The following is a 24526-nucleotide window of genomic DNA, read 5'->3' as shown; positions in this document are numbered from 1 at the left end:
GAGGTAACGAAAGACCGCGCTGAGTCACCACCGCCCCCCAATTGGGCCCCGGCCTTCGCCGGGGTGGTGTTTCTAATTGGGTGGCATCAGTGCTGAAGCTCAGCCGCCACGCACCTTCGCCAGCGTAGTCCCCGCAGTAATCGCCTCGATATCCGTCACCAGGTGCAACATCCGCACCCCGCCACGCCCTATCGCCCGGTCCAAAGCCCCCGCAAAATCCTCGGTCTTCGCAACAGTCTCCGCCCAACACCCATAAGCCCGCCCCAGCGCAGCAAAGTCCGGGTTCCGCAACCCAGTCCCCGACACCCGCCCCGGATACTCCCGCTCCTGATGCATCCGGATAGTCCCATACCCGCCATTATCCACGACCAGCACCAGCATGTCCGCCCCGTGCGCCACCGCAGTCGCCAGCTCCTGCCCATTCATCAGGAAACACCCGTCCCCCGCGAGCGCCACCACCGTCCGCTCCGGATGCCGCAAAGACGCCGCCACCGCCGCCGGCACCCCATACCCCATAGCCCCAGCAGTCGGTGCAAGCTGCGTCCCCGGCCCGGCATACGCCCAGTAACGATGCCACCAGCCCGAGTAATTCCCCGCGCCATTGCAGATGATCGCATCCGCCGGCAGCCGCTCGCGCATCGCCGCCACGCAAGGCCCCAGGTCCATCACCAGATCCCGCGGCGCCGGCGTCGACCACGCAAGCCACTCCGCATGCGCCTCCTGCCCAGCAGTTCGCGGCGGCAGGTCGACCACCAGCAAAGCCTCGGCAAACTCCGCCATCCCCGCACATACCGCCACATCCGCGCGGTAAGCCCGGTGCAACTCGTCCGGATCGGGATGCACATGGATCAGCCGCTGACCCGGATGATCGGGCGTGATCAGCGCATACCCATCGGTCGTAGCCTCCCCAAGCCGCGGCCCGACGACCAGCAGCAAATCCGCCGCCTCGACTCGCTCGACCAGCTTCGGATTGGGCCCATACCCCAGATTCCCAGCCCAGACCGGGCAGTCGTTCGGAATAGCATCCTGCCGCCGAAACGCCGCTGCCACCGGAATCCCGTTGCGATCCGCCCACGTCGAGAACGCCCCCGACGCCGCCACATCCCAGCCAGCACCCCCGACGATCGCCACCGGCCGCTCGGCGGTGGTCAGCAGATCGGCAAGCAAGTCCATCGTATCGGCATCGCAACCTTGAGCCACCCGCTCGACCCGCGGCCGATCGACCGCGTCGACCATATCCAGCAGCATATCCTCGGGCAGCGCGAGCACCACCGGCCCCGGCCGCCCCGACATCGCCGTCGCATAGGCACGCGCGACATATTCCGGAATCCGCCGCGCATCGTCGATCCGCGCCGCCCACTTCGCGATCGGCGCGAACATCGCCTGAAAATCGATCTCCTGAAACGCCTCGCGGTCGCGCGTGCCGCGGTCGATATCGCCCACGAAGAGGATCATCGGCTGCGAATCCTGCATCGCGACATGCACGCCGATCGACGCGTTGGTCGCGCCCGGCCCGCGCGTCACGAACGCCACCCCCGGCCGATGCGTCAGCGTCCCGTCCGCGCATGCCATGAACCCGACACCGCCCTCCTGCCGACACACGACCAGATCGATCGCCGGCGTATCGTGGAGCGCGTCGAGCACGGCCAGGAAGCTCTCTCCCGGCACGGTAAAGATTCGATCGCAGCCTTGCGCAACGAGTTGATCCACCAGAATGCTGCCGCCGGTACGCTGGGTCATGCAAATCTCCTGGTCGCATCCTAGCCGTGCGCCGTGCGCGAAGTCGAGGCGTTGCCGTCGCTGCCGCCGCGCATTATGCGAGGCGAAAGACCATAGGAGGATGCATGGCGAACAAGCGCTATACCGATGCGGCAACGGCACTCGCAGGCGTGCTGTTCGACGGCATGACGATCTGCGCGGGCGGGTTCGGGTTGTGCGGCATCCCCGAAAGGCTGATCGACGCAATCGAGGCGTCTGGGGTGAAGGACCTCACGATCGCCAGCAACAATGCCGGGATCGACGGGCAGGGCCTCGGCAAGCTGCTCCGCTCGCGCCAGGTGAAGAAGATGATCTCGTCCTATGTCGGCGAGAACAAGGAATTCGAGCGGCAATATCTCAGCGGCGAACTCGAGGTCGAGTTCTGCCCGCAGGGCACGCTCGCCGAGCGCTGCCGGGCAGGGGGCGCAGGCATCCCCGGCTTCTATACCAAGACCGGTGTCGGCACGCAGGTCGCCGAGGGCAAGGAAACGAAGGTCTTCGACGGCGAGGAATACATCCTCGAACGCGGCATCCGCGCCGATCTCGCGATCATTAAGGGCTGGAAGGCGGACGAAAGCGGCAACCTCATCTTCCGCAAGACCGCGCGCAACTTCAACCAGCCGATGGCGACGGCGGGGAAGATCTGCGTCGCCGAGGTCGAGGAGATCGTCCCCGTCGGCAGCCTCGACCCGGACACGATCCACCTGCCGGGCATCTACGTGAAGCGGATGATCGTCGGTTCGCCGTACGACAAGCAGATCGAATTCCGCACCGTCCGCGAGCGGGTTTCCGCGTGAGGCAAGGCCTGATGGTGAATCGCAAACGCTCCCCGTTCTCCTGCGAATGCAGGAGCCCAGGGTCACGAGTGCTGCGGGTGGTATCCTGGACCCCTGCGTTCGCAGGGGCACTGGCTCTACAGGGATGCGTGAGCGTTTCCGCACCGACCTCGATCGCGTCTTCGCCTAGCATCGCCGCACCCGTCACGGTCGACGGCGTACCCGCCGGCATGCAGTATCTCTACGCCTCGGGCGAAGCCGCAGCGGTCAGCATCCAGGCTTGGAACGCGCTCGTCGGCTATGTCCGCGCGCAACGCACGCCAACCTCCGTCGTCCTCGCGCAAGGCGCCTCGCTGGCCGCCCCCACCTGGACCACCTGCGGCACCAAACCCAAAGCCGCGGTGTTCGACGTCGACGAAACCGTCCTCCTCAACCTCGGCTTCGAATACGACGCGTCCTCCGGCCAACCCTGGTCCGACCCCCGCTGGCAGGACTGGGAGCGCACCGGCGTCAAGCAGGTCGCCCCCGTCCCCGGCGCCCTCACCGCACTCAAGCAACTCCGTGCGATGGGCGTCACCGTGATCTTCAACACCAACCGCTCCGCCGCCAACGCCGCGCAGACCGAGGCCACGATCGAAGCCGCCGGACTCGGCCCCGCGCGCCACGGCGAGACGCTGTTCCTCGCCGGCGACGACGCGATGGGCTCGAAGAAAGACGACCGCCGCGGGACGATCGCTGCAAAATACTGCGTCGTCGCGATGGGCGGCGACCAGCTCGGCGACTTCAGCGACCTGTTCAACGCCGGCCAGACCCCCGCCGCCCGTCGCGCAACAGTCCAATCGCCCGCGATCGCGGCCAGATGGGGAGCAGGGTGGTTCGTCCTCCCCAACCCCGTCTACGGCACCGCGCTGAAAGGCAACCGCGACGAGGTATTTCCGCCAGCAGTCCGCTGGGCCCCGACTGAAGGCGTACGCTGATGGCTGACCACCCAAACGCGATCGCGCTCGACAAGGGCGCGCAACTCACCAGCGAATCGGTCGAGGTCGCGCGCATCTGGATCACCAACGGCGCCGGCAGCAACGTGCTGATCGACGCGGGCATCCTCGAGGATCCGACCGTGTTCGGCTATCTCCTCGCCGACACGATCCGTCACGCCGCGCGCGCCTATGCGGGCACCTGGGGCCTCGACGAGGATGACGCGTTGCAGGCGATCGTCGACGGCGTCGGCACCGAGCTCCGCGAACAATTCACGACCATCACCACCATCCAGGAAGGAATGCACTGATGCCCTGGGACCGTAACCAGATGGCCGCGCGCGCGGCGCAGGAACTGAAGGACGGATACTACGTCAATCTCGGCATCGGCATCCCGACGCTGGTCGCGAACAACATCCCCCAGGGCATGACCGTGACGCTCCAGTCGGAGAACGGCATGCTCGGGATCGGCCCGTTCCCCTATGCGGGCGAGGAGGACGCCGACCTGATCAACGCCGGCAAGCAGACGATCAGCGAACTCCCCTCGTCGGTCTATTTCAGCTCGGCGGACAGCTTCGCGATGATCCGCGGCGGCCATATCGACCTCACGGTGCTGGGCGCGATGGAGGTCAGCGAAGGCGGCGACATCGCCAACTGGATGATCCCCGGCAAGATGATCAAGGGCATGGGCGGCGCGATGGACCTCGTCGCGGGCGTCAAGCAGATCATCGTCGTGATGGACCACACCGCCAAGGACGGAAGCCCCAAGTTCATCCCGTCCTGCACGCTGCCGCTGACCGGCAAGAACGTCGTCGACATGATCGTCACCGACCTCGCCGTGTTTCAGCGAGCCGATCACGACAGTCCGTTCAAGCTAGTCGAGATGGCGCCGGGCGTCACCGCGGACGAGATCGCCGCGAAGACCACCGCGCGCTACACCGCCTGATGGGCTACACCCTCGTCACCGCGAACCGCAATTACTCGAGCTGGTCGCTGCGCCCCTGGGTCCTGATGAAGGCGCTCGGCATCGACTTCGAGGACCGGATCGAGCCGTTCCTGGAACCCGTTAATTACGAGGCGTTCCGCGCCTTCTCGCCGACGGGCCAAGTGCCGGTGCTGATCGACGGCACGCGAACCGTGTGGGATTCGCTCGGCATCGTCGTCTACCTTGCCGAGCGCCACGACGGCGTCTGGCCTGTCGACGCCGAGGCACGCGCGTGGGCGATCTGCGCGACGGCGGAAATGCATGGCGGGTTCTCGGCGCTGCGCAACGAGCGGACGATGAACGTCGGCGTCCGCGTCGATGCCGCCCCCGGCAGCGACGCGCTCGACCGCGATGTCGCGCGGATCGCCGAACTCTGGACCGAGGGGCTCGACCGGTTCGGTGGCCCCTGGCTCGCCGGCACCGATTTCACCGCCGTCGACGCTTTCTACGCGCCGGTTGCGTTCCGCGTCCGGACCTACGGGATCGACGTCGGCCCGGCAGGCCTCGCCTGGGTCGAGCGGATCATCGCGCACCCGGCGATGCGCGAATGGGAAGCGACCGCGCTGGCCGAGACGTGGCGCGAAGAGAGCCATGAGGCCGACCTCCTCACCTGCGGATCGATCACCGCGGATTTCCGCCGCTGATGCGCCGCGCCGCGATTATTGTTGCGATCATCGTGATCCTGATCGCGGGCGCGGCGTTCACGGCAGGCCCCGGTACGCTCAGCATCCTCGACGGCGTGATGGGCGGCGGACGCGGGACGGCGCGCATCCGCGAAGGCGTCCCGTTCGGCACGCACGGCCAGAAGCTCGACGTCTGGCGCCCATCCGGTGGCGCCAAGACCGGGTTGCCGGTGCTGATCTTCTGGTACGGCGGCGGCTGGGTCCACGGCTCGCGCGGCGCCTACGCGTTCGCGGCGCGCGCCTATGCGAAGGCGGGTTACGTCGTCGTCATGCCCGACTACCGCAAAGTGCCGGACGTCCGCTTCCCCGCCTTCCTCCAAGACGGTGCCGAAGCGGTGAAATGGACCCGCGACCACATCGCGCAGTCGGGTGGCGACCCGAACCGGATCGCCGTCGCCGGCCACTCCGCGGGCGCCTACACCGTCGCGATGCTGACGCTCGACGAGCGCTGGCTGAAGGCGGAAGGCGTCGACCCGCACATCATCAAGGCCGCGGTCGGCCTGTGCGGCCCGTACGACTTCTACCCCTTCACCGCCAAGCGCGCGATCGACGCGATGCAGGGCGCCGCCGACCCGGGAATGACCCAGCCGATCCACTTCGCGCGCGCCGACGCCCCGCCGATGCTGCTGATCACCGCCGGCGACGACACGCAGGTAAAGCCGCACAACGCGATCAACCTCACCGCGCGGCTGAAGGCGCTCGGCGCGCCGGTGACGCAGATCGATTACCCCGGTTTGAGCCACGAGAACGTCGCGATGGCGCTCTCGAAACCCTTCCGCGGGAAAGCGCCGGTGCTGGCCGACAGCGTCGCATTCCTGAACAAGGCGATGCCCGCTCCGTAATCCATCTTGTTTCCCCGCGAAGGCGGGGACTCAGTCTGGGCTCCCGCCTTCGCGGGAGAACAAGCTTCCTTCTAGCCTAACGCTCGCTCATCCGAACGACCGAAAATTACATACAACCTTGGCGCAGCATCCCTTTTCGGTTAACGCGCGCTCCATCATGGCCACTCCCCAAACGCTGTACGAAAAGATCTGGGCGGCGCACGTCGTCGAACGCCGCGACGATGGCACCTGCCTGATCTATATCGACCGTCACCTCGTCCACGAAGTCACCAGTCCGCAGGCCTTCGAAGGCCTCCGCGTGGCAGGCCGCAAAGTCCGCCGCCCCGACCTGACGCTCGCCGTCCCCGATCACAATTTGCCGACCACCGCGCGGAAAGATGCCGCTGGCCGCGTCCTGCCGATCGCCGACCCCGAAAGCGCGCAGCAGCTCGACGCACTCCGCCGCAACACTAGTGAGTTCGGCATCGACTATATCGACGCGACCGCGATCGAGCAGGGCATCGTCCACGTCGTCGGGCCGGAGCAGGGCTTCACGCTTCCGGGCACCACGCTCGTCTGCGGCGACAGCCACACCTCTGCACACGGTGCACTAGGCGCTTTGGCGTTCGGGATCGGCACTAGCGAAGTCGAGCACGTCCTCGCCACGCAGACGTTGCTGCTGTCGCAGGCCAAGACGATGGAAGTCCGCGTCGACGGCGAACTCGGCTTCGGCGTCAGCCCGAAGGACGTCATCCTCGCGATCATCGGCAAGATCGGCGCGGCGGGCGGCACCGGCCACGTCATCGAGTTCACCGGCAGCGTCATCCGCGCCATGTCGATCGAAGGCCGACTGACGATCGCCAACATGTCGATCGAGGCGGGCGCGCGCGCCGGCCTGATCGCGCCCGACGACACGACGTTCGCCTATCTCAAGGGCCGCCCGATGGCCCCGACCGGCGAGAACTGGGACAAGGCCGTGACATGGTGGCGCAGCCTCGCGACCGATCCCGGCGCGCGCTACGACAAGTCCGTCACGCTCGACGCCGCCGATATTGCGCCCGGCCTCACTTGGGGCACCAGCCCCGAGGACGTCGTTTCGATCACCGGATTCGTCCCCGAACCGTTGAGCTTCGCCGATCCCGCCAAGCAGGCCGCCGCACAGAAGTCGCTCGACTATATGGGCCTCACCGCCGGCACCGCGATGCGCGACGTCACGATCCAGCACGTCTTCATCGGCAGCTGCACCAACAGCCGCATCGAGGACCTGCGCGCCGCCGCCGCGATCGCCGACGGTCGCCATGTCGCGACCGGCGTCCGCGCGCTCGTCGTCCCCGGTTCGGGCCTAGTGAAGCGCCAGGCCGAAGCCGAAGGGCTCGACCGGATCTTCATCGCCGCCGGTTTCGAGTGGCGCGAACCGGGCTGTTCGATGTGCCTCGCGATGAACCCGGACAAAGTCCCTGCGGGGGAGCGTTGCGCTTCCACGTCGAACCGTAATTTCGTCGGCAGACAGGGTCCCGGAGCGCGCACGCATCTGGTATCACCCGCGATGGCGGCGGCGGCGGCAGTGACCGGCAAGCTGAGCGACGTCAGAGAGTTGATGGGGGAAATAGTGTGAAGAAGGTATTCGTACTGCTGGCGGCTGGCGCAATGCTCAGCGGCGTCGCGGCCTATGTCGCATCGGCGCGTGTGGTTCCGGAGCGCACGGAACAGCGATGACTCCCGTCACGACCGTCTCGGGCCGCGCCTATCCATGGGGCGCGAAGAACATCGACACCGACGTCATCATCCCGGCGCACTGGCTGAAGACGATCACGCGTACCGGCCTTGGTCGCGGCGCGTTCGAGACGGTCCGCGCGCAACCCGGCAACATCTTCGACGACCCGCGCTATGCCGGGTCGCCGATCCTCATTGCCGGCGATAATTTCGGCTGTGGCTCCAGTCGCGAGCATGCGGCGTGGGCGCTCGCCGACATGGGCATCACCGCGGTGATCGCGCCGAGCTTCTCCGACATCTTTTCGGGCAACGCGTTCAAGAACGGCATCGTCCCCGTCGTGCTGCCCCAGGAGGCGATCGACCGGCTTATCGAAGTCGCCAAGGACCAGACCGTCACCGTCGATCTCGAGACGATGACCGTCACCACCCCGTTTCAGGATCGCTTCACCTTCGAACTCGACGCATTCCGTCGCCAGTGTCTCATGGAAGGGCTGGACGAAGTCGGCCTGACGCTGGCAAGGGATACCCAGATTTCGAAATTCGAGGAGGCGGTTGCATCGAATCGCCCCTGGACGACGGTGGAGAGCGGGTATGCGAGCATTGGTGTCGAAGGCAGTCGGCGGACCTGAAACTCTGGAAATGGTCGAGCTGCCCGATCTGGTGGCCGGCCCCGGACAGGTCGTCGTCGCGGTCAAGGCCTGCGCGATCAACTTCCCGGACGTCCTGATCATCGAGGACAAATACCAGTTCAAGCCGCAGCGCCCGTTCGCACCGGGCGGTGAAATCGCCGGCACGATCGATTCGATCGGCGAGGGCGTCACCGGCTGGGCAGTCGGCGACCGCGTCATCGCTATGCTCGGTCACGGCGGGCTGTGCGAAAAGGTGATCGCCGACCCCGCCAAGCTCTACCGCCTTCCCGAAGGCCGCAGCTTCGCCGAGGGCGCCTCGCTGATCCTAACCTACGGCACGACGATCCACGCACTGCTCGACCGCGGCCATATCAAAGCCGGACAGACCTTGCTCGTGCTCGGCGCGGCCGGCGGGGTAGGGCTCGCCGCGATCGAACTCGGCAAGGCGTTCGGCGCCAAGGTCGTCGCGGCCGTCTCGTCCGAGGAAAAAGCCGCCGCGGCCAAGTCCGCCGGCCCCGACGAAACGTTGATCTACGCCCGCGCGCCGTTCGACAAGGACCAGTCGAAGGCGCTCGCCGAGCAGTTCAAGACCGCGGTCGGTCGCGACGGCGCACACGTGATCTACGATCCGGTCGGCGGCGACTATGCCGAGCCTGCGCTGCGATCGATCGCCTGGGAGGGCAAGTATCTCGTCGTCGGTTTCCCCGCCGGCATCCCGAAACTCCCGCTCAACCTGACGCTGCTCAAAAGTTGCGACGTCTGCGGCGTATTCTGGGGCGCCTTCGCGGCGCGCGATCCCAAGGCGAACCAGGCCCATATCGAGACGCTGTTCGACCTGTGGGAAGCAGGCAAGATCGCCCCACGCGTGACCGAAGTGTTCGCGTTCGAGGACGGCGGCAAGGCGATCGCCAAGATGGCGGCGCGCGGCGCGATCGGTAAACTCGTCGTGGAGGTCGGCTGATTACCGGCGGCCTCCGCTACAGATCAGCTCCACTCGTAGATCGCGGCGGCGATCGCCGCCCACATCGTCAAGGATACGAGCACGGCGAAACCGAGCGCTCGGACGACATACGTGTCCGACTGCATGGATTTCGAAGGTGCGTGTGCCGAAATGTTCATCATCGCTCTCCTGCCCGTGAGATTTGTCACGCGACTGACTTATAGATAGGTACGTTTCGGTCGTAGTTCCAGTTCTATTTTGACCGATACAGCCGATTATTGCGCAGGGGAGGTCCACGACCTATCTCGGGCCCGAGACGAGACTGAACGGGGACCTGCGCAATGACCACTTTCGACGACCGCGAACGCGCCAGCGAGGCGAACTTCGCGCGCGAAGAGGAAATGGCGTTCCGCATCACCGCACGGCGCAATCGCCTGCTCGGCGGCTGGGCCGCGCAGGAGATGGCGCTCACCCCCGAAGAAACCGATGCCTATGCGACCGCGCTCGTGCATGCCGACATGGAGGGCGGCGGCGACGACGACGTCGTGCGGAAACTGGTCGGCGACTTGACCGCAGCCGGACTCGACCATGATGAGGCCACCGTCCGCCGCGCGCTGGCGCAGCAGATGATCGAAGCGCGTCGCCAACTGCTGGAGTCCCATTGATATGCCGATGGCTGCCGATGACATCGTTACCATGATCAAGGATGCGATCCCCGATGCCCAGGTCGAGATCACCGATCTCGCCGGCGACGGCGATCATTATGCCGCGAAAGTCACCGCCGCGAGCTTTGCCGGCATGAGCCGCGTGAAGCAGCACCAAGCGGTCTACTCGGCACTGGGCGGCCGCATGGGCGGCGTCCTGCATGCACTTCAGCTTACCACCGCAATTTCCTGAGGACCGAAGACATGACCGACGACTCCAACGCCCGCATCGACGCTCTGGTAAAAGCCAGCCCGGTTGTCCTCTTCATGAAGGGCAGCCCGCTGTTCCCGCAGTGCGGCTTTTCCAGCCGTGCGATCGCGATCCTGAATCACCTCGAAGTCGAGTTCGAGAGCGTCGACGTGTTGCAGGACCAAGGCATCCGCCAGGGTATCAAGAGCTATTCGGATTGGCCGACCATCCCGCAGCTCTATGTCGATGGCGAATTCGTCGGCGGCTCGGACATCATGATGGAGATGTACGAGAGCGGCGAACTGGCGCAGCTGTTCGAGACGCAGAAGGCGAACTGACCCGAGAGGCACCGGGGAGGGTGGATCGACGCGAGACCGGACGGTAGCGGTCGATCCACCCTGCATGAGCGCGAATGCACTCGGTGACAGCGCAGACTTTGCATTGCGCGTGCCAGAACCGTCGCATCACGGCATTGCGCGCCTTTCGATAGTTAATCGCGAGCGCCGTCCTGTCGGGATTGTAAAGAATGGCGACGGTCCCTCCAAGAATGTGAGCCTTGCCATCGCCGCACCGAGCCGCCATCTCGCGTCCATGGCTGAGCATCCGACCGGTATCCCGATCCAGCTCGAGCCGCTCGTCATCCGCGTGCTCGCGCCCAATCCGTCGCCATACACCTACACCGGTACGCAGACGCATATCGTCGGCGCGACCGATCTCGCTGTGATCGATCCAGGTCCCGACGATCCCGCGCACATCGACGCGTTGCTGCGCGCGATCGATGGCCGCCCGGTCAAGGCGATCGTCGTCACGCATCATCACCGCGATCACAGCCCCGCCACGCGTCCGCTCCAGTCGCTCACCGGCGCCCCGATCGTCGGCGCTGCACCGTTCGACCTCGCCGACGCGGGCGCGCGAGCAGACGCGTCGTTCGACGCCGCCTACGCACCCGACCGCGTTCTTGCAGAGGGCGATAGCGTGACCGGTGACGGCTGGACGCTGGAGGCGATCGCGACGCCCGGCCACACCTCGAACCATCTCGCCTTCGCGCTGCCCGAGACGAAGGCGCTGTTCTCCGGCGATCACGTCATGGGTTGGTCGACGACAATCGTCTCGCCGCCCGACGGCAATATGACGGCGTACATGGCCAGCCTCGAAAAGCTGATGGGGCGCGACGACCGCATCTATTATCCCGGCCACGGCGAGGCGATCGACAAGCCGCAACGCCTCGTCCGCGGCATGCTCGGCCACCGCAAGCAACGCGAAGGGCAGATCCTCCGCCTGCTCCGCGAGGGCGCGCGGCCGATCCCGGCGATGGTCGAGCGCATGTATGTCGGTCTCGGCCCACAACTCGTGCCCGCCGCCGAACGATCGGTGCTGGCGCATCTGTACGACCTGCAAACCCGCGGACTGGTTATCGAGGAAGGCGAGACATGGCGAACGACAGCGTGACCGAACCCGTACGCAAGAGCGGCGTGGCCCCGTTCCTGGCGAAGGCCGTCGGAATCGTCTTGATCCTCGTCCTCGCCGGGCTGCTCGTGCTCTGGGGTGTGCAGCGCTACGTCAGCGACCGCCTCACGCCCGATCCGACGACGATCGCCAGCGCGAGCCTCGAAGGACTGCGCGAGCAGAACCGCCTGTCGGCGTTCGCCGCGCGCTATGTCGCGGTCGTCACATCGAAACAGTCGCAGCTCGGCTTCACGACCGAGAAGACGCTGATCATGCCCGGCATGGTCCGGTACGAAGTCGACATGGCCAAGCTGACCCAGTCGGATGTCGCATGGGATGGCACTTCGAAGACGCTGTCCGTGTGCTTGCCGGCCGTCGAAGCCGATGGTCCGCAGGTCGATCTTAACGCGGTCCGCGAATATGGTTCGGGCGGCGTGCTGACCACGTTCACCGATGCCGAGAAACGCCTCGACGCCGCCAATCGCCGTGCCGGGCAGATCGAACTGATCCGGCAGGCGCGCGAGCCCGCGATGATCAAGCTCGCGCGCGACGCCACCCGTCGTGCGGTCGAGCGCAGTTTCGCGATGCCGCTGCGGGCTGCCGGAATCGACGCGACCGTCGCGGTGCGCTTCGCCGACGAGCCGACCGCGAATACCGAACGCTGGGACACCTCGCGCTCGCTGCAGGACGTGCTAGGGAATCGTCGCTAGAAGACGGGCGCTAAACTCGGGATACGACCATGGAATTGAAGCAGAACTTTGCCGGCATCGACATACGCGCCGAGATCGAGCGGCTCCGCAAGGAGAAGAACGCCGTCATCCTCGCGCATTATTATCAGAAGCCGGAGCTTCAGGATCTGGCCGATTTCGTCGGCGACAGTCTCGACCTGTCGCGCAAGGCCGCGGCCACCGACGCCGACGTGATCGCCTTCTGCGGCGTGCGGTTCATGGCCGAGACCGCCAAGATTCTGTCGCCCGACAAGATCGTCGTGCTCCCCGACATGGACGCCGGGTGCAGCCTCGAGGACAGCTGTCCGCCCGAGCAGTTCGCCGCCTTCCGCGCGAAGCATCCCGATCACATCGCGCTGACCTACATCAACTGCTCGACCGAGGTTAAGGCGCTCTCCGATATCATCGTCACGTCCTCGTCGGCGGACACGATCCTCGCGCAGATCCCGCCCGAGCAGAAGATCATCTTCGGCCCCGACCGTAACCTGGGCGGCTATCTCGCGCGGAAGACCGGCCGTGACATGCTGCTGTGGCCGGGCGTGTGCATCGTCCACGAGGCGTTCAGCGAGACCGAGTTGATGAAGCTGAAGGCGCAGCATCCCGGCGCGCCCGTCGTGGCGCATCCCGAATGCCCGCCGATCATCCTCGACCACGCCGATTACGTCGGCTCGACGCGCGGCATCCTCGATTACGCGCTCGCGATGCCCGGCGACACACTGATTGTCGCGACCGAGCCGCACATCATCCACCAGATGGAAAAGGCGCTCCCGAACAAGCGCTTCATCGGCGCGCCGGGTGCGGACGGCAACTGCAACTGCAATATCTGTCCGTACATGGCGCTCAACACGCTCGAAAAGCTGTACGTCGCGCTACGCGATCTGTCGCCGCGGATCGAGATCGAGGAGGGGCTTCGGCTCCAGGCGAAGAAAAGCCTCGACCGCATGCTGTCGATGGCATCGAATACCGTCGGGAAGGGTGATCTCGGGCCGAAGTGACGCTGCGGGGCTGGTCTACCGCCAGCCCCTGCCGAGCTCAGGCGGCGGGAACGTCGGCACCAAGGTGCGCCAGTGCCTGGTCGATGTGGATCGCAGCGATCGGCAGCTGGAGTGCGTCGGCGAGGATCAGCGCCTCGTCCAGCAGGGCGTTCAGGCGTGCGGTATCGGTCATCGTCTTGGCAGGCATGGAAATTTCCTTGGGTATCGATCAGGCAACTCGCGTCGGACGGTAAGGTTCCAACGTTTTCAAAATATTTCGATCGGCTGTCGGCATCGTAAATTCGCTGTCCCCCAGCGCCGTTTTTTGGCACCCGCCCGGGCATGACCTACCCGCGATTTCTGGGAGACTTCAGGTGAACGCAGCCTTGCCCAAATCCTTCGACATCAACGCGTTCGTAGCCGCGACGCTCGCCGAGGATCTCGGGACGATCGGCGACATCACGTCCGCCGCCGTCATCCCGGCCGATGCGCGCTTTACCGGCGTGATGGACAGTCGCGACCCGATCGTCGTCGCGGGGCTCGATCTCGCCGAGGCGTTCTTCCGCGCGCTCGATCCCGACGTGACGATCGAACGGCTCGTCAACGACGGTGATCGGGTTCCCGCGGGCACCGAACTCCTGCGGCTCGAGGGGGCCGGGCGGGCGCTGCTCACCGCCGAGCGGTCCGCGCTCAACACCGTCCAGCATCTGTCGGGTATCGCGACGATGACCCGGACCTATGTCGACGCGATCGCGGGCACCGGTGCGATCCTGCTCGACACGCGGAAGACGATTCCCGGCCTGCGCGTGCTGGAGAAATACGCGACCCGCATGGGCGGCGCGCAGAATCACCGCATGGGGCTGTGGGATGCGGCGATGATCAAGGACAATCACGTCGCGGTGGCCGGCGGCGTTGCCGAGGCCGTCTGGCGCGCCAGGGCTGCTGGGATCGCGCACATCATCGTCGAGGTCGACCGCATCGACCAGATCGAGCCCGCGCTCGCCGCCGGCGCGACGCACCTGCTGCTCGACAACATGCCGCCCGCGATCTTGCGCGAGGCGGTGACGCTCGTCGCCGGCCGCGTGCCGACCGAGGCGTCGGGCGGCGTCAATCTGGACACGATCCGCGCGATCGCCGAGACGGGCGTGACCTATGTCTCGGTCGGTCGCTTGACGCAGTCGGCACCCGCAGCGGATATAGGCCTCGACTTCGCGACCGCCTGACGACCGCGCCGATCGCGGCGTGCACCGGGGCGGGACACAGACAAGGCAGGGAACGACGAGCATGATCAGGCCGATATCCATCGTGCGCTACGAAAGGCTGTATCTCGCCTCGTTCGTGCTCGGATTGATCGTTTCCGCGATGAACTGGCCGCAGCGGGTCGCGCTGGTCGCGGCCAATCCGGTCCTGGCGCAGGTCAGCTGGATCCTGCCGACGTTCCAGGTCATCGGCATCGCGGTCACGCTGCTGCTCTGGTATTTCACCGCGCGCTCACCGAGCGTGGCCGCGAAGTGGGTCGTCGTCGTGCTCGCGGTGCTGTCGATCGTCGGCGTCGGCCTGTCGTTGGCAACCGTGGCGCGCGGGGAGACGACGATCGGCACGACCTCGATCGTCTCGTTCGCGGCCGACGCGCTCTCCGTCGTCGCCGCGCTCCATCTGTTCAAGGCGGACGCAAAGCTCTGGTTCGGCGAACTGCCCGACGCCGACGAGCCGGACACTTTCGAGGATATGTCGCATGATCGCTAAGCTGATCCTCGCCGCCGCGACGCTGGCCTTGCCGGGCGTCGTCCAGGCACAGGCCTATCAATGTTCGACCCCGTCCACGGTCGAGCGCGTCCGCCCCGATCTCCCGTCGGACAGCCAGCCGAAGCGCGACATTCCGATCGGCAGCTACACGCTCGCGATCACCTGGGCGCCGCAATATTGCCGCGACAATGGCGACCGTGCATCGTCCGGGTTCCAGTGCGGTTCGGGCAATCGCTTCGGTTTCACGCTGCACGGCCTGTGGCCCGATGGCGTCGCCAAGGACTGGCCGCAATATTGCCGTGCGGCGGAGTTCGTGCCGCCCCCGGTGATCCGTGCGCACCTCTGCACCACGCCGTCCGCGCAGCTGCTCCAGCACGAATGGGCCAAGCACGGCACCTGCATGCCCGGCTATCGTCCCGCCAAGTATTTCAACCAGTCGGCCGGGCTGTACGGCAAGCTCCGCTATCCGGACATGAACGCACTGTCGCGCACGCCACTGACCGCAGGCCGGTTCGCGGCAGCAATGGCGGGCGCGAACCCCGGCCTGAAGCCCGACATGATGCGCGTCACCGCGACCAAGCAGGGCTGGCTCGACGAGGTCTGGATCTGCCTCGACCGCCGCTTCCGCTACCGCCGCTGCCCGGTGCATCAGGGGGGGCTAAGCCCGAGCGCGCCGCTTCAGATCTGGCGTGGTAGTCGATAGTCCTCCCGGAGGATTTGGATTTCCCCCGTTCGTGCTGAGTAGCTACTCGACGGTTACTCAGGACGAACGGACGATAAGAGGATGAGGCGGAGGCGCGATGCCGCTACCGCCGGTCCCTCAACCAAACCAGCACCGCCGCCAGCACGCCAACCCCGGTCCCCACCAGAAACCCCGGCGTAGCCTGCCCGATCGCAAACCCCACCCCAGCACCGCCCAGCATGCCAAGCGCAACGAGGAACCCGCCCGCAGCGCTCGGGTCCTTGTGGGGGGGCAGGGTGTCGCGGGAAGTCGGGTCGGTCATCACCATGTCCTGCCACGCGCCGCCGCCGGATGCCACCCACACGCCAAGCGCGATCCGCCGCCCGGACGAAACGTGGCGGAAATACGGCGTTAGATACTGTTCCGCAACGACAAGCCCGGCTAGGAGCCGGACATGGTGTTCCGCGTCGGGCGAGCCGGGCCGGCCGCCGCCTTTTTCGTTCTGACGACAGCGGGTGCCCTACCTTGTGCGGGCATACGTGCCGCAGGAGCACAAACCGCGCCTGTGCCGACGCAGGCTCCGGCCAGCCCGACCGCCGACACGCCGATGTCGCTCGACCCCAATTCGCCGCTCGCTCCGTTGCCGGACATCGGCGTTGCCTGGCCCGATCTCGCGACGTCGCCGATGGACCCGGCCGCCACGGTCGCCGCGGTCGATGCCAATACCGAGAGCCGCTACGCCTGGCGGATCGACGGCATCGACGGGATCAACGACGCGCTGCTCCGCCAACGCTTCGCCGCACTGTCGACGCTCGACGCGAACGATCACCAGGCGGCCAACGCCGCGCAACTCGATCGCCGCGCGCGCGAAGATGCCGACCTGCTCAACAGCCTGCTCCGCGCGCAAGGCTATTACGACTCCAACGTCGTCACGCGCGTCGAACCGGGCGCAAAGCCGATGGTTGTGCTCTCGGCCACCCCCGGCACGCTCTACAGGTTCAAGGGCGTGACGATCGAAGGCATCGCCGTGGCGGGCGACAAGGCGCCGGGGCTCGTGACCGCGTTCGGCGTGAAGCCCGAGGATCCGGTCAATTCCGACGCGATCGTCGCGGGGCAGGCCAAGCTCACCACGCAGATCGGCCGCGAGGGCTTTCCGTTCGCCAAGGTCGGCGATCCGGCGATCGTCGTCGACCACGCCACGCGCACCGCGACGCTCGACCTGTCCGTCCAACCCGGCGGCGCGCGCAAGTTCGGCAAGGTCGTCGCACTCCCCGGCAACCGCGTGTTCGGGGCGGACCATGTCGCGGAGATCGCGCGCTTCTCGCCCGGCGATCTGTACGACGCGACCAAGCTCGACGATCTCCGCCGCGCGTTGATTCAGACCAGCCTCGTGTCCTCGGTCGACCTCAAGCCCGTACAGGGAGCCACGCCCGACACCGTCGACGTCGCCGTGAAACTCGATCGCGCACCGCCGCATACCGTCGCCGGCGAACTCGGCTACGGCACCGGCGAAGGTGCGCGCGCGGAACTCAGCTGGACGCACCGCAACCTGTTCCCGCCCGAAGGCGCGCTGACGCTGCGTGGCGTGCTGGGGACGCAGGAACAGCTCGGCTCGGTCGTCTTCCGCCGCAACAATTTCAAGGCACGCGACCGGGTGCTGACGCTCCAGGCGTCGGCCGCGCATACCAACCGCAACGCCTACGACGCGAAGACCTATTCGCTGGCCGGCACGCTGGAGCGCCAGACCAACATCTTTTTCCAGAAGACCTGGACCTGGTCGCTCGGCGCCGAACTCGTCGCATCGGACGAGCGCGACGTGATCCTCTCGACCGGCGACCCACGCCGCCGCACCTTCTTCATCGGCGCATTGCCGACCAGTCTCAACTACGACGGCTCGGACGATCTGCTCAACCCGACCAGGGGCTTCCGTCTCGGCGGCCGCCTCAGCCCCGAAGTATCGCTGCAAGGCTCGGTATTCGGTTACACGCGCACGCAGTTCGACGGCAGCGTGTACCAACCGTTCGGCAGTCGGGTGGTGCTCGCCGCGCGCACCCGGCTCGGCACCATCGTCGGCGCGCCGCGTGATCAGGTCGCGCCGTCACGCCGCTTCTACGCCGGCGGCGGCGCGTCGGTGCGCGGTTACGGCTATCAGTCGATCGGCCCGCGCGATCCCAACAACGATCCGATCGGCGGCCGCAGCCTGACCGAATTCTCGATCGAGGCGCGCGTGCGCGTCCTCGGCAGTTTCGGGATCGTGCCGTTCCTCGACGCGGGCAATATCTATACCTCGCCGCTTCCGAAATTCACCGGGCTGCAATACGGCACCGGCATCGGCGTGCGCTATTATTCGAACTTCGGCCCGATCCGCCTCGACGTCGGCACCCCGATCAACCCGCAGCCCGGCGACAGCCGGATCGCCGTCTACGTCTCGCTGGGGCAGGCATTTTGACCGAAGAGGTCGTTCTTCCGGAACGCCGCCCAAGGCGCCCGATCGCCTGGTGGCGCTGGATCGTCAGCGCGGTCATGGCGCTGCTCGCGATCGTCGGCGCGGCGTTGTTGATCGTCGACACAGACATCGGCCACCGTTTCGTCGCGGACCGGATCGCGGCGATCAAGACTGCGAACGGCCTGCGCTTCACGGTCGGTCGGATCGACGGCTCGCTATACGGCGACACCCGCCTGACCGATCTCCGCGTGTACGATCTCGAGGGTCTCGTCTTCCAGGCGCCCAACGTCACGCTCGACTGGTCCCCGTTCGACTGGTTTTCGAACCGCCTGGAGATACGCCGCCTGATCGTCGATCGCGCGATCCTGACGCACACCCCGCGCACGCGCCCATCGAAGAGCCGTGGCCCGATCCTGCCCGACTTCGACATCCATATCGGCAAGCTTTCGGTCGGTCGCCTCACGCTGGCGAAGCGCGTGCTCGGGACCGAGCGGATCGGGACGCTCGAAGGCCGCGCCGACATCCGTTCCGGCCGCGCGCTGGTCGACCTCAAGGCACGCGTCGCCGGCAGCGACGACCTGAAACTCCGGATCGATGCCGAGCCCGCCCGCGACCGTTTCGACCTCGACGTCGCCGCGAAGGGGGCCGCGGGCGGCGTGCTCGCGCGAATGGTGAAGGCCAAGGGGCCGGTCGCGCTCGCGGTCACCGGCGACGGCAGCTGGGCGAAGTGGAATGGCCGCGCGAACGGCATCGTCGGCACGACGCGCGTCGTCGATCTCGCGCTCGCGCAGGTCGCTGGCCGCTACACACTGTCGGGCACGCTTTCGCCGTCGTCGCTGCTGAAGGGCCGGCTGCAAAAGCTGACCGCGCCGCGCATCCTCGTCAATGGCAGCGCCGGGTTCGCCAACCGCCGCCTCGACGGCCAGCTCTCGCTGCGCACGCCCGCGCTGGCCGTCGACACGACCGGCATCATCGATCTCGCCGCCAACGCGTATCGCGACGTGCGGATCAAGGCACGACTCCTGCGCCCGCCCGCGCTGTTCGCCAACATGACCGGCAACATGGTGGAATTGCGCGCGATCCTCGACGGACCGTTTGCGACCGCCGCGTTCGACTATCGCCTCGACGCCAGCCGCTTCGCATTCGACCAGACCGGGTTCGAGAACGCCCACGCCGCCGGCAAGGGCCGCCTGTCCGCGGCACCGGTAACCGTGCCGATCCGTTTCACCGCAGCGCGCGTGACTGGGGTCGGCACCGTAGCGGGCGGAATCCTGCGCAACCTGTCGGTCGACGGCCTGCTTCGCGTGACGCCGACGCTGCTCACCGGCGACGCGCTCAGGCTCCGTTCCGACAAGCTCACCGGCAGCATCAATCTCGCGGTCGACCTGCGCAACGGCCAGTTCGAGGTCGGCATCAACGGCGGGCTCGGCCGCTATCTGATCCCCGGTCTCGGCATCGTCGACGTCAAGTCCACGCTGCGCGTCGTCCCCGGCCCGAACCGCAAGGGCACGCGCGTGATCGGCCAGGGCAGCGCGCAGATGGTGCGGCTCGACAACGCGTTCTTCCGCAGCCTCGCAGGCGGGCTGCCGCGCATCACCACCAACCTCGAACGCACCACCGACGGCGTGCTGCACTTTACCAACCTAGTCCTCACCGCGCCGCAGATCCGGCTGACCGGCAACGGCTATCGTCGGCGCGACGGAACCTTCCATTTCGAGGGCGGCGGGCGCCAGCAGACTTATGGCCCGGTGACGCTGAAACTCGACGGCCAGATCGAGAAGCCGACGCTCGACCTCGTCTTCGCCAGCCCCAACGCGACACTCGGGCTGTCGAACGTCCGCGCGCATCTCGACCCGACGTCGCAGGCATTCGCGTTCACCGCGGCGGGCGGATCGCGGCTCGGACCGTTCACCACCAACGGCGCGATCCTGTTGCCGCCCGGCGCCGATGCGACGATCGCCATCGCCGCGCTGAACGTTGCCGGCACCAAGGCGAGCGGGAACATCGCGGTCGTCGATGGCGGCTTCAACGGCGCGCTCGCGGTTGCCGGCGGCGGCATCTCGGGTGAACTCCTGTTCCGCCCGGTCGGCCAGATCCAGCGCGTCGAGGGGCATCTCGCCGCCAAGGCCGCGACGCTCGACGGCATCGCGCTGCGTCAGGGCAAGCTCGATTTCGTCACGTTGCTCGATCCCGCCGGAACCTCGATCGAGGCGACCGCGACCGGGCTCGGCCTGCGTCGCGGCACGTTCAGCCTCGCGCGGTTCAACGGTTCCGCGTCGCTGCGTAGCGGCGTCGGCACGATCAAGGCCTCAATCGCTGGCTCGCGCGGCCGCGCGTTCGATATCCAGACCGTCACGCAGGTGACGGCCACAAGCTACGCGATCTCCGCGCAAGGCACGCTCGACGGCCGCCCACTGAAGCTGCTCACGCCGGCGGTTTTGACGCAGGAAGACGATGGCTGGCACCTCGCGCCGACCAAGCTCAGTTTCTCGGGCGGCGAGGCGCAGGTTGGCGGCCGCTTCACTGCCGCCAGCACCGCGATCGACGCCAGCCTGACGCGCATGCCGCTCGCGATTCTCGACATCGCCTATCCCGGGCTCGGGCTCAGCGGCAGCGCCTCGGGCAGTTTCACGATCGCGACCGCCAATGATGCAGCTCCGACCGGCAAGGCGAACGTGACGATACGGGGCCTCAGCCGCGCCGGCCTCGTCCTTTCGTCGCGTCCGATCGACGTCGGCGTCGCGGCGGTGCTCTCCCCCGACAAGCTCGGCCTGCGCGCGGTGATCGCGTCCGCCGGCAAGACCATCGGTCGCGCCCAGGCCCAGCTCGCGCCGTTGGGGCAGGGGGATCTGGCCTCGCGCATCAGCAACGCCCGCCTGTTCGGACAACTCCGCTACAGCGGCCCCGCCGACACGCTCTGGCGCCTCACCGGGGTCGAGCTGTTCGATTTGTCCGGCCCGGTCGCGATCGGTGCGGACGTCGTCGGCACGCTTGCCAATCCGACCCTGCGCGGCGTCGTTCAGGCGAACGGCGCGCGGATCGAAAGCGCCACCACCGGCACCGTCCTCACCAACGTCCAGGCGACCGGTCGCTTCGGCGGCTCGCGGCTCGTGATCGACCGGTTCGGCGCGGACGCGGGCAAGGGCGGGCACGTCACCGGCACCGGCCAGTTCGAATTCGCCGCCGCCGCCGGGATCGGCCTCGACCTCGCGCTCCAGGCCGACAAGGCGGTGATGATCAACCGCGACGACATCGGCGCGACCGTTACCGGCCCGCTGACGTTCAAGTCGAACGGCTCGGGCGGCGCGATCGCGGGCGATGTCGTGCTCGACAAGAGCCGCTATCGCCTCGGCCAGGCCACCGCTGCCAGCGCCGTCCCCCAGCTCAACATCCGCGAAATCAACCTGCCCGACGGCGGCGAGGAAGTCGCGACCCCGACCAAGCCCTGGACGCTCGCGATCAAGGCGCGTGCCCCTAACCAGGTGATGGTCAGTGGCCTCGGCCTCACCAGCGAATGGTCCGCCAACCTCCAGATCGCCGGCCAGCCCGAGAACCCGGCGATCACCGGCCGCGCGACGCTGATCCGCGGCGACTATGAGTTCGCGGGGCGACAGTTCGAGTTGGCGCGCGGCGTAATCCGCTTCGACGGGCAGGTCCCCGCGAACCCCGCTTTGGATATCGAGGCGAACGCGGACTCGACGGGCCTGAGCGCATCGATCCGCGTCACCGGCTACGCGCTGAAGCCGGAGATTGGCTTCACCAGCACGCCCGCGTTGCCCGAGGACGAACTGCTCTCGCGGCTGTTGTTCGGCACCTCGATCACCAATCTGTCCGCGCCGGAGGCCCTCCAGCTGGCGGCGGCGGTGGCGGCGTTGCAGGGCGGTGGCAGCGGCCTGAACCCGATCAACGCGGTGCGCCGCGCCGCCGGGCTCGACCGCTTGCGCATCCTGCCGGCCGATCCGCAGACGGGGCAGGGGACCTCGATCGCGGCGGGCAAATACGTCACCCGGCGCCTGTATGCGGAGATCGTCACCGACGGTCAGGGCTATTCCGCCACGCAGGTCGAGTTCCAGGTCACGCGCTGGCTGTCATTGCTGTCGAGCATCTCCACGCTCGGCCGGCAGAGCGCTAACGTCCGTGTCTCGAAAGATTATTGAAGGATGATCGCGCACGCCGGTTTCGCTAGGAAGAACGTATGAAGCCCGTCATCTTCGGCCTGTCCGGCCCCGTCCTCACCCCCGCCGAACGCGCGTTCTTCGCCGAGTGCGAACCCGCCGGCTACATCCTGTTCAAGCGCAACATCGTCGATCGCACCCAAGTCCGTGCGCTGACGGATTCGCTGCGTGCGCTGGCCGGACGCGACGACCTCGCGATCCTGATCGACCAGGAGGGCGGCCGCGTCGCGCGAATGGGACCGCCCGAATGGCCCGCATTCCCCGCCGGCCCGGTATTCGATGCAGCCTATGAACGCGCGCCGATGACCGCGATCCAGGCAGCACGCGCGAACGCGCAGGCGCTTGGCGTGATGCTCAGCGAAGTCGGGATCACCGTCGACTGCCTGCCGCTGCTCGACGTGTCGCAGCCCGACACCACCGAAGCCGTCGCCTCGCGGACGTTCGGCGCCGACCCCATGCGCGTTGCAGCCCTCGGCCGCGCAACGCTCGAAGGGCTGGCCGACGGGGGCGTGGTGGGTGTCGTCAAGCACATGCCCGGCCACGGCCGCGCCAAGGTCGATACGCACCACCACCTCCCGACCGTCACCGCGACCGACGCCGACCTCGAGGTCGACATCGAACCCTTCCGCACGCTCAACCAGGCGCCGATGGGCATGACCTCTCACATCGTCTTCGACGCGTGGGACGCCGACCGCCCCGCGACGCTGTCGCCGATCGTGATCGACGAGATCATTCGCGGGCGGATCGGCTTCGACGGCCTGCTGATGACCGACGACATCGACATGAAGGCGCTGTCCGGCACCGCCGGCGACAAAGCGGCGGGTGCGATCGCGGCGGGTTGCGATCTGGTGCTCGATTGCTGGGCACGGATGGACGAGATGGTCGAGATCGCCGGGCGGCTGGGGGAGATTTCGGAAGCGTCGCGTGCGCGGCTCGATCGGGCGATGGCGTCGGTCAGCCCAGCCAAGGGTGACTTCGCGGAACTGGTCGCAACGCGCGATGCGCTGTTGGCGCGCGCCTGATCTGATTTGGTACGAGTAGCGCGCGTCTTTTCTCGCACCTCCCCGGCGAAGGCCGGGGTCCAATTGGAGAGGTCGCGGTAATGGGGCGCGATCCTCAGTTACCAGCGTCCCCCAATTGGGCCCCGGCCTCCGCCGGGGTGGGATTGGTAGAAAGGATATCCCCGTTCGTCGTGAGTAGCTGCTGAGCTTGTCGAAGCGGCGTATCGAAGGACAGGTTGGCGCGCGGAACCTGTGCTTCGATACGCGCCTTCGATACGGCTCTAACGAGCTTACTCAGTCGCTAATCAGCACGAAAGGTTGAGGGGGAGCGCCTGAGATCAAGGGTGAGGTGCGGTCAAACTAACAGCCCCGCCCCCGCGATCACCCCAACCCCCGAGCCCGCTCGTCCCTGCGCAACGTCAGCACCTCGACCCCGTGGCGTGTCACCGCCACCGTGTGCTCGAACTGCGCCGAAAGCTTGCCGTCGTCGGTCACCACGGTCCACCCGTCATCCTCGGTCGACACCTTGCGCGTCCCCTGGTTGATCATCGGCTCGATCGTGAACACCATCCCCTCGCGCAGCGTCATGCCGGTCCCCGCGCGCCCGAAATTGAGCACCTGCGGCTCCTCGTGCATCTCGCGACCGATGCCGTGCCCGCAATAGTCGCGCACCACCGCATAGCCGTGTTTCTTCGCATGCCGCTCGATCGCGAAGCCGATATCGCCGAGATGCGCGCCCGCCCGGACCTGCCGGATACCCTGCCACATCGCCTCCTGCGCGACCCGTACGAGGCGCTTCGCGGCAGGCGGAACGGTACCCACCATATACGTCTTGCTCGAATCGGCAATGAAGCCGTTCTTCTCCAGCGTGATGTCCAGATTGATGATGTCGCCGTTGCGGATGACATCGCGAACGTTCGGCACGCCGTGGCAGACGACATGGTTGATCGAGCTGTTCAGGACATATTCGAAGCCATATTGCCCCTTGCTCGCAGGCCGCGCGGCGAGGTCGTCGGTGATGTAGCGATCGACCATGTCGTTGACCTGCAACGTCGACAGCCCCGCCAGATCCTGCCCGTCGAGCATCTCGAACACCGACGCCAGCAAAGCGCCCGATACGCGCATCAGCGCCAGTTCGGCCGGCGTCTTCACCAT

General features: G+C 66.9%; 26 protein-coding genes. 21 read left to right on the top strand and 5 right to left on the bottom strand.

Annotated elements, in window-relative coordinates:
- Positions 1 to 99: 99 nt before the first annotated feature.
- A complete protein-coding gene (locus IFT67_RS15450) occupies positions 100 to 1740 on the bottom strand; it encodes a thiamine pyrophosphate-binding protein (protein ID WP_192239049.1) in 1641 nt (546 codons plus the stop codon).
- A 104-nt stretch (positions 1741 to 1844) separates the two neighbouring features.
- On the opposite strand from IFT67_RS15450, the gene IFT67_RS15445 reads away from it, so the two are divergent.
- From IFT67_RS15445 to IFT67_RS15405, 9 genes are all read left to right on the top strand, one after another.
- The gene (locus IFT67_RS15445; RefSeq protein WP_192239048.1) at positions 1845 to 2555 is read left to right on the top strand and encodes a CoA transferase subunit A; all 711 of its coding nucleotides are present in this window, start codon (positions 1845 to 1847) and stop codon (positions 2553 to 2555) included.
- 128 nt (positions 2556 to 2683) lie between these two features.
- Complete coding sequence (locus IFT67_RS15440) at positions 2684 to 3511, top strand: HAD family acid phosphatase (RefSeq protein WP_342450627.1); 828 nt, start codon at positions 2684 to 2686, stop codon at positions 3509 to 3511.
- Positions 3511 to 3819, top strand: a complete 309-nt coding sequence (locus IFT67_RS15435) for a DUF5076 domain-containing protein (RefSeq protein WP_192239046.1) — start codon at positions 3511 to 3513, stop codon at positions 3817 to 3819. Before IFT67_RS15440 ends, IFT67_RS15435 begins: the two co-directional genes overlap by 1 nt.
- Positions 3819 to 4454, top strand: coding sequence for a CoA transferase subunit B (locus tag IFT67_RS15430; protein ID WP_192239045.1), 636 nt, complete (start codon positions 3819 to 3821; stop codon positions 4452 to 4454). The genes IFT67_RS15435 and IFT67_RS15430 overlap by 1 nt, the downstream gene beginning before the upstream one ends.
- Positions 4454 to 5137, top strand: a complete 684-nt coding sequence (locus tag IFT67_RS15425; RefSeq protein WP_192239044.1) for a glutathione S-transferase family protein — start codon at positions 4454 to 4456, stop codon at positions 5135 to 5137. Before IFT67_RS15430 ends, IFT67_RS15425 begins: the two co-directional genes overlap by 1 nt.
- Positions 5137 to 6018, top strand: coding sequence for an alpha/beta hydrolase (locus tag IFT67_RS15420; protein WP_192239043.1), 882 nt, complete (start codon positions 5137 to 5139; stop codon positions 6016 to 6018). Before IFT67_RS15425 ends, IFT67_RS15420 begins: the two co-directional genes overlap by 1 nt.
- A gap of 157 nt (positions 6019 to 6175) precedes the next feature.
- Positions 6176 to 7612, top strand: a complete 1437-nt coding sequence (leuC, locus tag IFT67_RS15415) for a 3-isopropylmalate dehydratase large subunit (RefSeq protein WP_197983082.1) — start codon at positions 6176 to 6178, stop codon at positions 7610 to 7612.
- 97 nt (positions 7613 to 7709) lie between these two features.
- Complete coding sequence (leuD, locus tag IFT67_RS15410; protein WP_192239042.1) at positions 7710 to 8339, top strand: 3-isopropylmalate dehydratase small subunit; 630 nt, start codon at positions 7710 to 7712, stop codon at positions 8337 to 8339.
- A complete protein-coding gene (locus IFT67_RS15405; protein ID WP_192239041.1) occupies positions 8302 to 9300 on the top strand; it encodes an NADPH:quinone oxidoreductase family protein in 999 nt (332 codons plus the stop codon). Before leuD ends, IFT67_RS15405 begins: the two co-directional genes overlap by 38 nt.
- Before the next feature lie 23 nt (positions 9301 to 9323).
- Here IFT67_RS15405 and IFT67_RS15400 read toward each other — a convergent pair whose 3' ends face one another.
- Positions 9324 to 9461, bottom strand: coding sequence for a hypothetical protein (locus IFT67_RS15400; protein WP_206757934.1), 138 nt, complete (start codon positions 9459 to 9461; stop codon positions 9324 to 9326).
- 159 nt (positions 9462 to 9620) lie between these two features.
- On the opposite strand from IFT67_RS15400, the gene IFT67_RS15395 reads away from it, so the two are divergent.
- The 6 genes from IFT67_RS15395 (at position 9621) to nadA (ending at position 13342) form a co-directional block, all read left to right on the top strand.
- Positions 9621 to 9944 (top strand): DUF1476 domain-containing protein, encoded by a 324-nt coding sequence (locus tag IFT67_RS15395; RefSeq protein ID WP_107962716.1) that lies wholly within the window; start codon positions 9621 to 9623, stop codon positions 9942 to 9944.
- A 1-nt stretch (position 9945) separates the two neighbouring features.
- Entirely contained in the window at positions 9946 to 10176 is a 231-nt protein-coding gene (locus IFT67_RS15390; protein ID WP_192239039.1) for a BolA/IbaG family iron-sulfur metabolism protein, read from the top strand.
- Between the two features lie 11 nt (positions 10177 to 10187).
- On the top strand, positions 10188 to 10511 hold the full coding sequence (gene grxD / locus IFT67_RS15385) for a Grx4 family monothiol glutaredoxin (RefSeq protein ID WP_056057434.1): 324 nt from the start codon (positions 10188 to 10190) through the stop codon (positions 10509 to 10511).
- 253 nt (positions 10512 to 10764) lie between these two features.
- Entirely contained in the window at positions 10765 to 11622 is an 858-nt protein-coding gene (locus IFT67_RS15380) for an MBL fold metallo-hydrolase (protein WP_192239038.1), read from the top strand.
- Entirely contained in the window at positions 11604 to 12329 is a 726-nt protein-coding gene (locus tag IFT67_RS15375) for a DUF4230 domain-containing protein (RefSeq protein WP_192239037.1), read from the top strand. Before IFT67_RS15380 ends, IFT67_RS15375 begins: the two co-directional genes overlap by 19 nt.
- A 29-nt stretch (positions 12330 to 12358) precedes the next feature.
- Entirely contained in the window at positions 12359 to 13342 is a 984-nt protein-coding gene (gene nadA, locus IFT67_RS15370; RefSeq protein ID WP_056057445.1) for a quinolinate synthase NadA, read from the top strand.
- A gap of 37 nt (positions 13343 to 13379) precedes the next feature.
- On the opposite strand, the gene IFT67_RS15365 is transcribed toward nadA, so the two are convergent.
- On the bottom strand, positions 13380 to 13529 hold the full coding sequence (locus IFT67_RS15365; protein ID WP_181321153.1) for a hypothetical protein: 150 nt from the start codon (positions 13527 to 13529) through the stop codon (positions 13380 to 13382).
- Positions 13530 to 13695: 166 nt separating this feature from the next.
- On the opposite strand from IFT67_RS15365, the gene nadC reads away from it, so the two are divergent.
- The 3 genes from nadC to IFT67_RS15350 all read left to right on the top strand — a co-directional run bounded on the left by nadC (position 13696) and on the right by IFT67_RS15350 (position 15770).
- On the top strand, positions 13696 to 14544 hold the full coding sequence (nadC, locus tag IFT67_RS15360; protein ID WP_192239036.1) for a carboxylating nicotinate-nucleotide diphosphorylase: 849 nt from the start codon (positions 13696 to 13698) through the stop codon (positions 14542 to 14544).
- 61 nt (positions 14545 to 14605) lie between these two features.
- Positions 14606 to 15067 (top strand): hypothetical protein, encoded by a 462-nt coding sequence (locus tag IFT67_RS15355; protein WP_192239035.1) that lies wholly within the window; start codon positions 14606 to 14608, stop codon positions 15065 to 15067.
- Positions 15057 to 15770: a ribonuclease T2 family protein gene (locus tag IFT67_RS15350; RefSeq protein WP_192239034.1), complete on the top strand. Its 714-nt coding sequence runs from the start codon at positions 15057 to 15059 to the stop codon at positions 15768 to 15770. Before IFT67_RS15355 ends, IFT67_RS15350 begins: the two co-directional genes overlap by 11 nt.
- A 103-nt stretch (positions 15771 to 15873) precedes the next feature.
- Here the strand turns inward: IFT67_RS15350 and IFT67_RS15345 are convergent, their stop codons facing one another.
- On the bottom strand, positions 15874 to 16113 hold the full coding sequence (locus IFT67_RS15345) for a hypothetical protein (protein WP_192239178.1): 240 nt from the start codon (positions 16111 to 16113) through the stop codon (positions 15874 to 15876).
- Positions 16114 to 16203: 90 nt separating this feature from the next.
- Here IFT67_RS15345 and IFT67_RS15340 point away from each other — a divergent pair, with 90 nt between their 5' ends.
- The 3 genes from IFT67_RS15340 to IFT67_RS15330 all read left to right on the top strand — a co-directional run bounded on the left by IFT67_RS15340 (position 16204) and on the right by IFT67_RS15330 (position 23392).
- Complete coding sequence (locus tag IFT67_RS15340) at positions 16204 to 18198, top strand: autotransporter assembly complex protein TamA (RefSeq protein WP_192239033.1); 1995 nt, start codon at positions 16204 to 16206, stop codon at positions 18196 to 18198.
- Between the two features lie 74 nt (positions 18199 to 18272).
- Positions 18273 to 22352, top strand: coding sequence for a translocation/assembly module TamB domain-containing protein (locus IFT67_RS15335; RefSeq protein WP_192239167.1), 4080 nt, complete (start codon positions 18273 to 18275; stop codon positions 22350 to 22352).
- A gap of 38 nt (positions 22353 to 22390) precedes the next feature.
- Positions 22391 to 23392 (top strand): glycoside hydrolase family 3 N-terminal domain-containing protein, encoded by a 1002-nt coding sequence (locus IFT67_RS15330; protein ID WP_192239032.1) that lies wholly within the window; start codon positions 22391 to 22393, stop codon positions 23390 to 23392.
- 360 nt (positions 23393 to 23752) lie between these two features.
- Here IFT67_RS15330 and map read toward each other — a convergent pair whose 3' ends face one another.
- The gene (gene map / locus IFT67_RS15325; RefSeq protein WP_192239031.1) at positions 23753 to 24526 is read right to left on the bottom strand and encodes a type I methionyl aminopeptidase; all 774 of its coding nucleotides are present in this window, start codon (positions 24524 to 24526) and stop codon (positions 23753 to 23755) included.

Source organism: Sphingomonas sp. CFBP 13728 (assembly GCF_014841895.1).
In the GTDB taxonomy this organism is placed as follows: domain Bacteria; phylum Pseudomonadota; class Alphaproteobacteria; order Sphingomonadales; family Sphingomonadaceae; genus Sphingomonas.
The sequence above is the reverse complement of the archived record's forward strand: the minus strand, read 5'-3'. Positions and strand labels throughout refer to the sequence as shown.

What these genes read in the sequence shown, in the direction of transcription:
- IFT67_RS15405 (WP_192239041.1), top strand. Translation starts at nt 8,302, where the DNA reads ATGCGAGCATTGGTGTCGAAGGCAGTCGGCGGACCTGAAACTCTGGAA.
- map (WP_192239031.1), bottom strand. Translation starts at nt 24,526, where the DNA reads ATGGTGAAGACGCCGGCCGAACTGGCGCTGATGCGCGTATCGGGCGCT.
- IFT67_RS15375 (WP_192239037.1), top strand. Translation starts at nt 11,604, where the DNA reads ATGGCGAACGACAGCGTGACCGAACCCGTACGCAAGAGCGGCGTGGCC.
- IFT67_RS15400 (WP_206757934.1), bottom strand. Translation starts at nt 9,461, where the DNA reads ATGATGAACATTTCGGCACACGCACCTTCGAAATCCATGCAGTCGGAC.
- IFT67_RS15380 (WP_192239038.1), top strand. Translation starts at nt 10,765, where the DNA reads ATGGCTGAGCATCCGACCGGTATCCCGATCCAGCTCGAGCCGCTCGTC.
- leuC (WP_197983082.1), top strand. Translation starts at nt 6,176, where the DNA reads ATGGCCACTCCCCAAACGCTGTACGAAAAGATCTGGGCGGCGCACGTC.
- IFT67_RS15420 (WP_192239043.1), top strand. Translation starts at nt 5,137, where the DNA reads ATGCGCCGCGCCGCGATTATTGTTGCGATCATCGTGATCCTGATCGCG.
- IFT67_RS15445 (WP_192239048.1), top strand. Translation starts at nt 1,845, where the DNA reads ATGGCGAACAAGCGCTATACCGATGCGGCAACGGCACTCGCAGGCGTG.
- IFT67_RS15425 (WP_192239044.1), top strand. Translation starts at nt 4,454, where the DNA reads ATGGGCTACACCCTCGTCACCGCGAACCGCAATTACTCGAGCTGGTCG.
- nadA (WP_056057445.1), top strand. Translation starts at nt 12,359, where the DNA reads ATGGAATTGAAGCAGAACTTTGCCGGCATCGACATACGCGCCGAGATC.
- IFT67_RS15435 (WP_192239046.1), top strand. Translation starts at nt 3,511, where the DNA reads ATGGCTGACCACCCAAACGCGATCGCGCTCGACAAGGGCGCGCAACTC.
- IFT67_RS15365 (WP_181321153.1), bottom strand. Translation starts at nt 13,529, where the DNA reads ATGCCTGCCAAGACGATGACCGATACCGCACGCCTGAACGCCCTGCTG.
- IFT67_RS15390 (WP_192239039.1), top strand. Translation starts at nt 9,946, where the DNA reads ATGCCGATGGCTGCCGATGACATCGTTACCATGATCAAGGATGCGATC.
- IFT67_RS15395 (WP_107962716.1), top strand. Translation starts at nt 9,621, where the DNA reads ATGACCACTTTCGACGACCGCGAACGCGCCAGCGAGGCGAACTTCGCG.
- IFT67_RS15350 (WP_192239034.1), top strand. Translation starts at nt 15,057, where the DNA reads ATGATCGCTAAGCTGATCCTCGCCGCCGCGACGCTGGCCTTGCCGGGC.
- leuD (WP_192239042.1), top strand. Translation starts at nt 7,710, where the DNA reads ATGACTCCCGTCACGACCGTCTCGGGCCGCGCCTATCCATGGGGCGCG.
- IFT67_RS15340 (WP_192239033.1), top strand. Translation starts at nt 16,204, where the DNA reads ATGGTGTTCCGCGTCGGGCGAGCCGGGCCGGCCGCCGCCTTTTTCGTT.
- IFT67_RS15450 (WP_192239049.1), bottom strand. Translation starts at nt 1,740, where the DNA reads ATGACCCAGCGTACCGGCGGCAGCATTCTGGTGGATCAACTCGTTGCG.
- IFT67_RS15330 (WP_192239032.1), top strand. Translation starts at nt 22,391, where the DNA reads ATGAAGCCCGTCATCTTCGGCCTGTCCGGCCCCGTCCTCACCCCCGCC.
- IFT67_RS15335 (WP_192239167.1), top strand. Translation starts at nt 18,273, where the DNA reads ATGGCGCTGCTCGCGATCGTCGGCGCGGCGTTGTTGATCGTCGACACA.
- IFT67_RS15355 (WP_192239035.1), top strand. Translation starts at nt 14,606, where the DNA reads ATGATCAGGCCGATATCCATCGTGCGCTACGAAAGGCTGTATCTCGCC.
- IFT67_RS15430 (WP_192239045.1), top strand. Translation starts at nt 3,819, where the DNA reads ATGCCCTGGGACCGTAACCAGATGGCCGCGCGCGCGGCGCAGGAACTG.
- grxD (WP_056057434.1), top strand. Translation starts at nt 10,188, where the DNA reads ATGACCGACGACTCCAACGCCCGCATCGACGCTCTGGTAAAAGCCAGC.